The 6,800-nt window shown below is 59.7% G+C and carries 5 protein-coding genes and 3 pseudogenes; 2 read left to right on the top strand and 6 right to left on the bottom strand.

The genetic code is table 11. The features are described 5' to 3' along the window. A pseudogene (locus EN885_RS33985) lies at window positions 1-292 on the top strand (hypothetical protein); the annotation flags it as partial. Between the two features lie 658 nt (window positions 293-950). On the opposite strand, the pseudogene EN885_RS32805 reads toward EN885_RS33985, so the two are convergent. The 3 genes and pseudogenes from EN885_RS32805 to EN885_RS34600 form a co-directional block, all read right to left on the bottom strand. Then, a pseudogene (locus tag EN885_RS32805) lies at window positions 951-1,074 on the bottom strand (IS110 family transposase); the annotation flags it as partial. A gap of 127 nt (window positions 1,075-1,201) precedes the next feature. After that, window positions 1,202-1,750 (bottom strand): hypothetical protein, encoded by a 549-nt coding sequence (locus tag EN885_RS33760; protein WP_164897968.1) that lies wholly within the window; start codon window positions 1,748-1,750, stop codon window positions 1,202-1,204. Between the two features lie 77 nt (window positions 1,751-1,827). Further along, complete coding sequence (locus EN885_RS34600) at window positions 1,828-2,661, bottom strand: transposase family protein (protein WP_245493192.1); 834 nt, start codon at window positions 2,659-2,661, stop codon at window positions 1,828-1,830. An 849-nt stretch (window positions 2,662-3,510) separates the two neighbouring features. On the opposite strand from EN885_RS34600, the gene EN885_RS32790 reads away from it, so the two are divergent. Further along, window positions 3,511-4,725, top strand: a complete 1,215-nt coding sequence (locus tag EN885_RS32790) for an acetyl-CoA carboxylase biotin carboxylase subunit family protein (protein WP_126063838.1) — start codon at window positions 3,511-3,513, stop codon at window positions 4,723-4,725. Here EN885_RS32790 and EN885_RS34595 read toward each other — a convergent pair. The 3 genes and pseudogenes from EN885_RS34595 to EN885_RS32780 form a co-directional block, all read right to left on the bottom strand. After that, window positions 4,680-4,941 (bottom strand): annotated as a pseudogene (locus tag EN885_RS34595) (transposase domain-containing protein); the annotation flags it as partial. The gene EN885_RS32790 and the pseudogene EN885_RS34595 sit on opposite strands and share 46 nt — an antisense overlap. A 34-nt stretch (window positions 4,942-4,975) precedes the next feature. Next, a complete protein-coding gene (locus EN885_RS32785; protein ID WP_126063837.1) occupies window positions 4,976-5,290 on the bottom strand; it encodes a hypothetical protein in 315 nt (104 codons plus the stop codon). 246 nt (window positions 5,291-5,536) lie between these two features. Then, a complete protein-coding gene (locus tag EN885_RS32780) occupies window positions 5,537-6,055 on the bottom strand; it encodes a hypothetical protein (RefSeq protein ID WP_126063836.1) in 519 nt (172 codons plus the stop codon). Window positions 6,056-6,800 lie beyond the last annotated feature (745 nt).

The raw sequence follows: 6,800 nt of genomic DNA, 5'->3' as shown, positions 1-6,800 counted from the left end.
AACGCCTGCTCGCGTTGTCATAGACCAGGGCAGCGGGCCGGAAGAAATGATCGTACGATATCCTCTTGGCGATGTCGCTAACCCGTTATCTAGCGAACAGGTAGTGGAGAAGTTCAAGAACATCACCCGAAACAACGTTCACCCGCAGTGGCAGGAAGAGATCCTCACGGCGATAGCTAGCCTTGACACCACAGGCTTTCTGCCGCTCCTGGCAGCCCTCTCGCCACAGGAGGGTCGACACTTACACAGAGAACCCGCCGAAGGAGACGCCGCGCGCGAGCTAGTCACGTGAAGGTATGTTTGCCACACTGGGTCTGTTCTGCTTTTTGGCAGAAATTTCTGACTGATGACCGGATATCGTCGGCGGATGCCTATGCGAATCGACCAGTTTGTGGTTCGGTGCGGCAATCAAAGTGAGAGTGCGTATGCCTCACCTTGGAATGCTCCCAACGATTCTTCCGTTGCCTCACCAGGATGTTTCCCACGCTGCGACCCTTCAGCTGACACTTCTCTGGGTACGCTCGAGCAGTTCCCGGCTCCGCCACGGTTCTTCGTCAAACCAAGCCCGCAATTCGTCAGTCACTCCTGCAAGAGAATCAGGTCGTCGCCGTTCTCGCTTTTGCTTTGGTTTCAGCTTCGCGGTGGGGCGGGATTTCGCCCTCCTTCCACGCAGTTCGCAATCCTGAGAGGAACCGATCGAGCGCGGGCTCGGTCATGGGCGGTGGCGTGGGCCATTGATTTCGGCGATGGCGACAAGACGCCGTTTGTGCGGATCTCATGTCCCTCAGCAGCCTAAGAGCATCCAGCCGACAGTCCCATGGGGCGCATTCCGGCGTCCGCGGTGCCGGTCCACACACCAGGTTCTGGAAGCGACGGGCATCTCCTGCCATTTTGCTGCAATTGCCGAGGTGGGACCTCCTTCTCGCTCTCCAGGGACCGTCAGGCTGCTTTCACCGACAGGTCCGTTGATAGGCAGCATTACCCGAGAGCATCGACCAGACGATCCTCGCATTCTTGTTGGCGAGCGCGACCGCCGCCACATTGGGATGGCGCCGTCCGCAACTTGCCGAGCCAGAGGCCTCGCGGATCCTGTTTGCCGCCGGCGCGACCCAGAGCGGTGCGAGCGCCATGGATCATCTGCGTGCAAATAAGTAGCCGCGTTTTGGCAGGCTGGTTGCCGAGCAGATGACGCCGGCCGCCGTTAAACTGGCGCTCGACGCCCGCGAGGAGATCCACGCCCGGCATGAAGAAGCAGATCGGCTGCGTTGTCGAGCGCGCCAAGATCGAGGCCGATCTCGCCCAACGCCGTTTCATGCTGGTCGATCCGGATAATCGTCTCGTCGCCGACACACTCGAAACCAAATGGAACGAGAAGCTCCGTATCTTGGCCAAGGCCTGCGAAGAGCGCGAGCGTGCCCGGGAGCACGATCAATTCATCCTTGATGAAGCTGTCCGCGAGCGGCTGGTTGCAATGACGGTGGATTTCAAAAAGCTCTGGGCGGATCCCGATGCACCAAACCGCGAGCGCAAGCGACTGCTTTCCCACATCATGAAGGATGTCACTATCGTCAAGCTGCCGACGGAAGGAGCCACCAAGGTTCATGTGCGGGAAGATCCAGAGACGCCCACCACCCTGAGCCCAAATTCTTCTGCCCAGCAGGTCAACACGCAGCCCGGCATCGTCGAACTGGGCGATAGACTCCTCGAGGACCACGTCTATTCCGAGATCGCAGAACCGCTCAACCAGCAAGGATACCGTCCGGGTGAGGCCGCACGCCGCGGTCGCCCTAACGCCCGCTTCACAGCGTTGCGAGTTGCCTATATCGTTCACCATACAAGCTGCGCTCTCGCTAGGACCGCTGCGGGAGGCCTTTTATGGGTGGGGCGCACCTCACCGCCCTGCCAAGCCGTCTTCAGATTTGCGGTGAAGCGCTGCAGATCGATGACGACCGGTTCCTGTGGCGTTGCTTGCACTCCACGACGATCGACGCGTCTTCCCAAATCTTCCTGTGCCGCACGGATGCCGGTGAACAGCATCACCGGGTCCGCCGTTGCGAGCATCGCACGCAGCAGCTGTTTGTCGACCTCCGGCACCTCGGGATGGGCCAATACACGCTCGACCGGCGGCGCTGGCGGATGATAGCGCTTGATCACACGCGCGCCGATACGGGTCTTCTCTCGCAGCTTAAACGAGGGCTGGAAGAGATTGCCGTGCAGCCGCACTGCGTCATAGAGACGAACAAGTGCCGCCGTGGCTTCCGCACCCACGAACCTGCCATAGCCGACCAGGCGACGAACGATGGCACTGTTCTTCTGTTCGACCCATGCCTGATCATTCTTCCGATAAGCACGGGAACGCGTCACTTCCAATCCTTGACTTCTGCACCAGGAGACCACGAGTTCATTCATGAAGGCGCTGTCATTGTCAAAGTCCACGCCTTGAAGCGGAAAGGGGAACAACGACCTGGCCCGCTTGATGGCAGCGATGACAAGACCACTTTCTCGCGTCCGCACCGGCACGCACTCGGTCCAGCCTGTGGCGATATCGGTCAAGACCATCGCTTGCACAAAGCTGCCGGACGAAGAGGTGCCGGAATGGGCAACGAAGTCGACCTCGACATATCCGGGCGGCGGATCGTTCCAGTCGCCGAAGGTGCGCACCGGAACCGACCGACGCACCGCAGAACTCAGTCCGGCGCTGCCCGCCGCGAGCTACCTCACGTACTTCCGAAAGCAGGCGATCCATCGTCGCTGGACTGATCGTCAGCAGCTTGTCGCGAAGTTCGCCATCCAGATCGAGCCGGCCATGCCGCTCAAGAGCCCGCAGCAAAATGGGAATCAGCGGTTTCAGCCGTTTCGAGCAAAGGCGATCGGACGCCTCCCACAATGCCACCAGCGCCTCCAGAACTTCGGCGCCATAAAGCACCGGATATTGTCTGGTGGGCGAGGGACCGGCAGCGCGAGGTCGCAACACCCGGATCGCATGTTTGCGATGATAGCCGGTAACTGCGACGAACTCGTCCAAAATCCGTTGCTTGTCGGCCCGGCAGCTCGATCGATATCGCTCGATAATTGCTTCAATCAATTCCAACCGTGTCGCCATGCTAACCCGCCCCGCCATCCCGCCTCCGAATCAGGATGACAACAACGGCTTCATCCCCTCGGGACGGCGACCCTATTGGTAACAATCAACGTGAGGCAATGCGGGGGTCAAATCCTCACTTCGCTTGACAATAATAGGAAGGCAGCACGACAAAGCGGGATCACTGAAAGTCAAACCGGCGTCCCTTGAACATCGCACCCATCGAACATCGTCGAGACGCGCCGTGCCACGCCGCGGGCATTAAACGGTGCAAAGATCCTGTAAGAAAATTTCACAGAATCTTAGCGATGGCAAATCGCTGACGGTGGTACTTTACCCATAAGCCTGAGGTCAGGCACGGCTGAAAGAGCTAATGCCGATTTACGCCTCGGACCACCGCGCAGCACAAACACCGGAGTCAACAGCCAATGGCAAGAAGAGCACTCATCCTGATTGAAGGCAGTACAACGGGTAATGGTCTTCTATATGTCCAAGCGGCCCAGCGTCTTGGTCTTCATCCAATTACCCTATCGGCTGATCCAAATCGGCACGACTATCTTGCGATGGAAGGCAGTGAGGTAGTCCGTGTCGATACGGACAATCTCGATGCGCTGATCCGTGAATGTTCCCGGCTAAGTGCGACCTATGACATTGCTGGCATCACGTGCTCAGTGGAGTCGTTCTATGCGACAGCCGGCAAGCTCAGCCGGTACTTCGATCTACCCGGACCGAACCCTGAGTCGATTGAACGATGCTGCGATAAGGCTACTCAGCGTCAGCTCCTCGAGAAGGCCGGCGTTCCGATACCTGCTTATCGCGTGGCGGCGGATGCGGCGGGCGTGGAAAGCGCCGCTGCGGGGATCGGCCTGCCGGTGATTGTTAAGCCAGCCGTAGGCAGCGGCAGCATGGGGGTCCGATTGTGCCGCAGTCTAGATGAATTGGCCGAACATACGACCTATCTGTTGGGCGGGAGTCACATATGGCGGTCGCTGCCAAGGATACTGGTCGAAGAATTCGCACAAGGCGCGCATTATACCATTGACATAATGGGAAATGAGGTCATTGCAATTGCCGCCCTTGGCTTTGGCCGCCCACCGACTTTCGTTTATCGTGAGTGCACCTATCCGGCCCCGCTGGCTGCTGACGAGCATAATCGTATCGCCGATGTTTCGCTGAGCTGTCTGCGCGCTCTCGGCCTTGGCTGGGGGCCAACGAACGTTGAACTCCGGTGGACGAAGCGTGGCCCAGTCGTCATTGAAGTCAATCCGCGTCTTGCTGGCATGTCTACTCCTCAATTGGTTGAGCTGGCTTACGGCATCGATCTCGTCACCGAGCACATTAAGCTTGTCGTCGGCGACGAATATAACTTGCGCAGAAAGCATTCGTACACTGCGGCCGTGCGGTTCCTAACTGCTGATCGCGATGGCACCCTGGATTGGATCGATGGCGACGGTCGCGCGGCTGCTGTACCAGGTGTCGCCGAGGTCAAGTTGTTTGTTAAACCCAAGACGCCGATCGTCAGGAAAAGTGATTACAGAGACTGCATCGGACATGTCATCGCCGTTTCGCCCAGCTTTGCTCAGACCCAGGCGATACTTCAGCATGCTGTCGAGTTAATTGCTTGGTCGATTACACCATTGTAACCGCTGCTTTCAGGCCACGGCCATGAGCGGCTCGGGTAGGTAGACTCATGGCAGCAGATCGTGATCCGGCTTTGTGGGTGGCCGGCGATGATGCGGGTGATGACGTCGGCCAGGTAGTAGTGAGGCTCGAGGCCGGTAGCTTGCAGTCATGATCGGCGTCGTTGTGGCCGCCGCCCGGGCAGCGCCGCGTTCGGAGCCGGCGAACAGCCACGACTTCGACCGAGGGCGAAGACTGATTCCGCACCCCTCTTCAAATGGCGGAAAACAGCGATTCCTGATTGTCGTCGTTGATGCGACGCTGAGTATTGCGCGCCAAATCGGCTTTGAGCCGTTCATCTTCAAGATCACTGGCGCGGATTTGGTAGGGCGAACCGCGCATCCCTGTCGGCGGGCAATATGCCGTCCCTGAACTGTCCGCAGTGATTTGGCGCGACGAGCGGTCCAGGTCTTTCCCCAACCGGTCTGCATGCCATGCGGTTGAGCGTGGCCGCGATTTCGGCATCCGACCACCGCGTTTCCATGGATCGCATGATTTCCAAGGCTTGTTCAGGTGTACGCTGGCCATGCTCGCCGGATTTGCGCACCTGCGAGTGCTGACCTTCGTGCCAGTGAATGGTCAGGATCATCTCGCGCGTAGCGTCAACGTCCGCCCGCGATATCCTTGATGAGGCGCGCAGCGGCTGGCGACAGCGCACGTCGACGCTCGGCGCATTCCAGGCGGCTTCAAGATCCTTGGCGACCCGTGACTCCGGAACCGCATCGACGGACGGGCGCCACGGCCGTACCTCACTCTGCCTGGCCTCCCAGGTCTCTACGCGCGTGAGCGTGGCTTCCCAGCTCTTCTCGAACTGGGCGGCAGTGCGCCGGTTCTCGGTGCCGCAGGCGGCACAACGGCGCTCGGCAAGCCACGCCCCATAGCGCGCCCGCTGCAGGTCTCGTTCATCTGATGCCGCTGGGCTTCGCTCTCCAGCTGCATCCGTTCAGCCTCCAACGCCGCTTCGACCGCCATCGGCGCAACCGCGTCCAGCGCTTCGCGTGTCACCGCCGCGTCGGTACGAAACCCTTGAACGACATGCATTGCGCCTGCGCCATCATGAGGTGCCACGCTCGCAGCGATATACCGGATAACCTTGGCCACGCCCGGCATACATGACAAACTAGCTTTCGCCCGTATCGACCATAGGAATGAAACCGGGAGCGCGCGACTGCCGCGGCCCGACTTGACGCGGCCGGCTTTGCCATAGGCGTTGGCCGCGAGCGGTTCCTGGTTCCGTTCGTAGTCGCTCCATTCGATATAGGCTTCGTGATGGCCCTTGAGCACCACCCGCACTCGCTGGCCGGCGTGTAATGGCCATAGCTCTTGCGAACGCGGCCATCGACGTCTCGGTGCGCTTCTCGCACTTACCATAGACATAGGCGCCGGCGTAGACGGGTTCTTCGGGATCGAGATCACGTTGCATCCGAGACCTCGATTTCGATCCCCCGCACCCGGTACAGGAGCACTGGTCATACTTGGCGCGAGATTCTGTCGCTGCCGCGGCGCCGCCGACTACTTCAACCGGCAGAAAGGCGCCCGCCGCACGAGCGCGTCTCACCCCCAAAGGCGCGGTGCCAGCCACAAATCAGCGACCGATCGAGATCATGTCGGCGCGCCACCTTCGGTGACCGTGAACCCGGGCTCCTTCAGCGCCGTCGACCAACTCCGAAGCCGACCCGTCCCACTCACAATCGCCATCCAATGAATGGACACCTGGCTATCCTCGCTGCTTGCATCGTGGTCGTTAAATCAACCATGACAAAAACGCTTCACCTCCTCACAAACAAGGCGGTCCTCACCGGGTGCTAAGGGAGTTTCCGACACCGATGTCCGCATGGTCCCCAACGTCACTGCCGATGGCGACACCACCGAGGCGAGGCTAATCCATATGCCGCATATTATCGCGGCGCCGAATTATCGGAGCCGCGTTCTCATTGAGAGAGTTGCTGGTCTTGCCTACTTAACGAAGAGCTGGCGGGGTATTTTGGTCAGGGGTTCGTGCCCGGTTTCGGTGACGACAAACGGTTGAGTGATGGTG

It is taken from the genome of Mesorhizobium sp. M6A.T.Cr.TU.014.01.1.1, assembly GCF_004022765.1.
GTDB lineage: Bacteria > Pseudomonadota > Alphaproteobacteria > Rhizobiales > Rhizobiaceae > Mesorhizobium > Mesorhizobium mediterraneum.
Note: the sequence above shows the minus strand (reverse complement) of the source record. Positions and strands in the feature narration are given on the sequence as shown.

Excerpts from the sequence above, each read along its gene's own strand:
- EN885_RS32785 (WP_126063837.1), bottom strand. The coding sequence starts at position 5,290 with ATGGCCAGCGTACACCTGAACAAGCCTTGGAAATCATGCGATCCATGG.
- EN885_RS32790 (WP_126063838.1), top strand. The coding sequence starts at position 3,511 with ATGGCAAGAAGAGCACTCATCCTGATTGAAGGCAGTACAACGGGTAAT.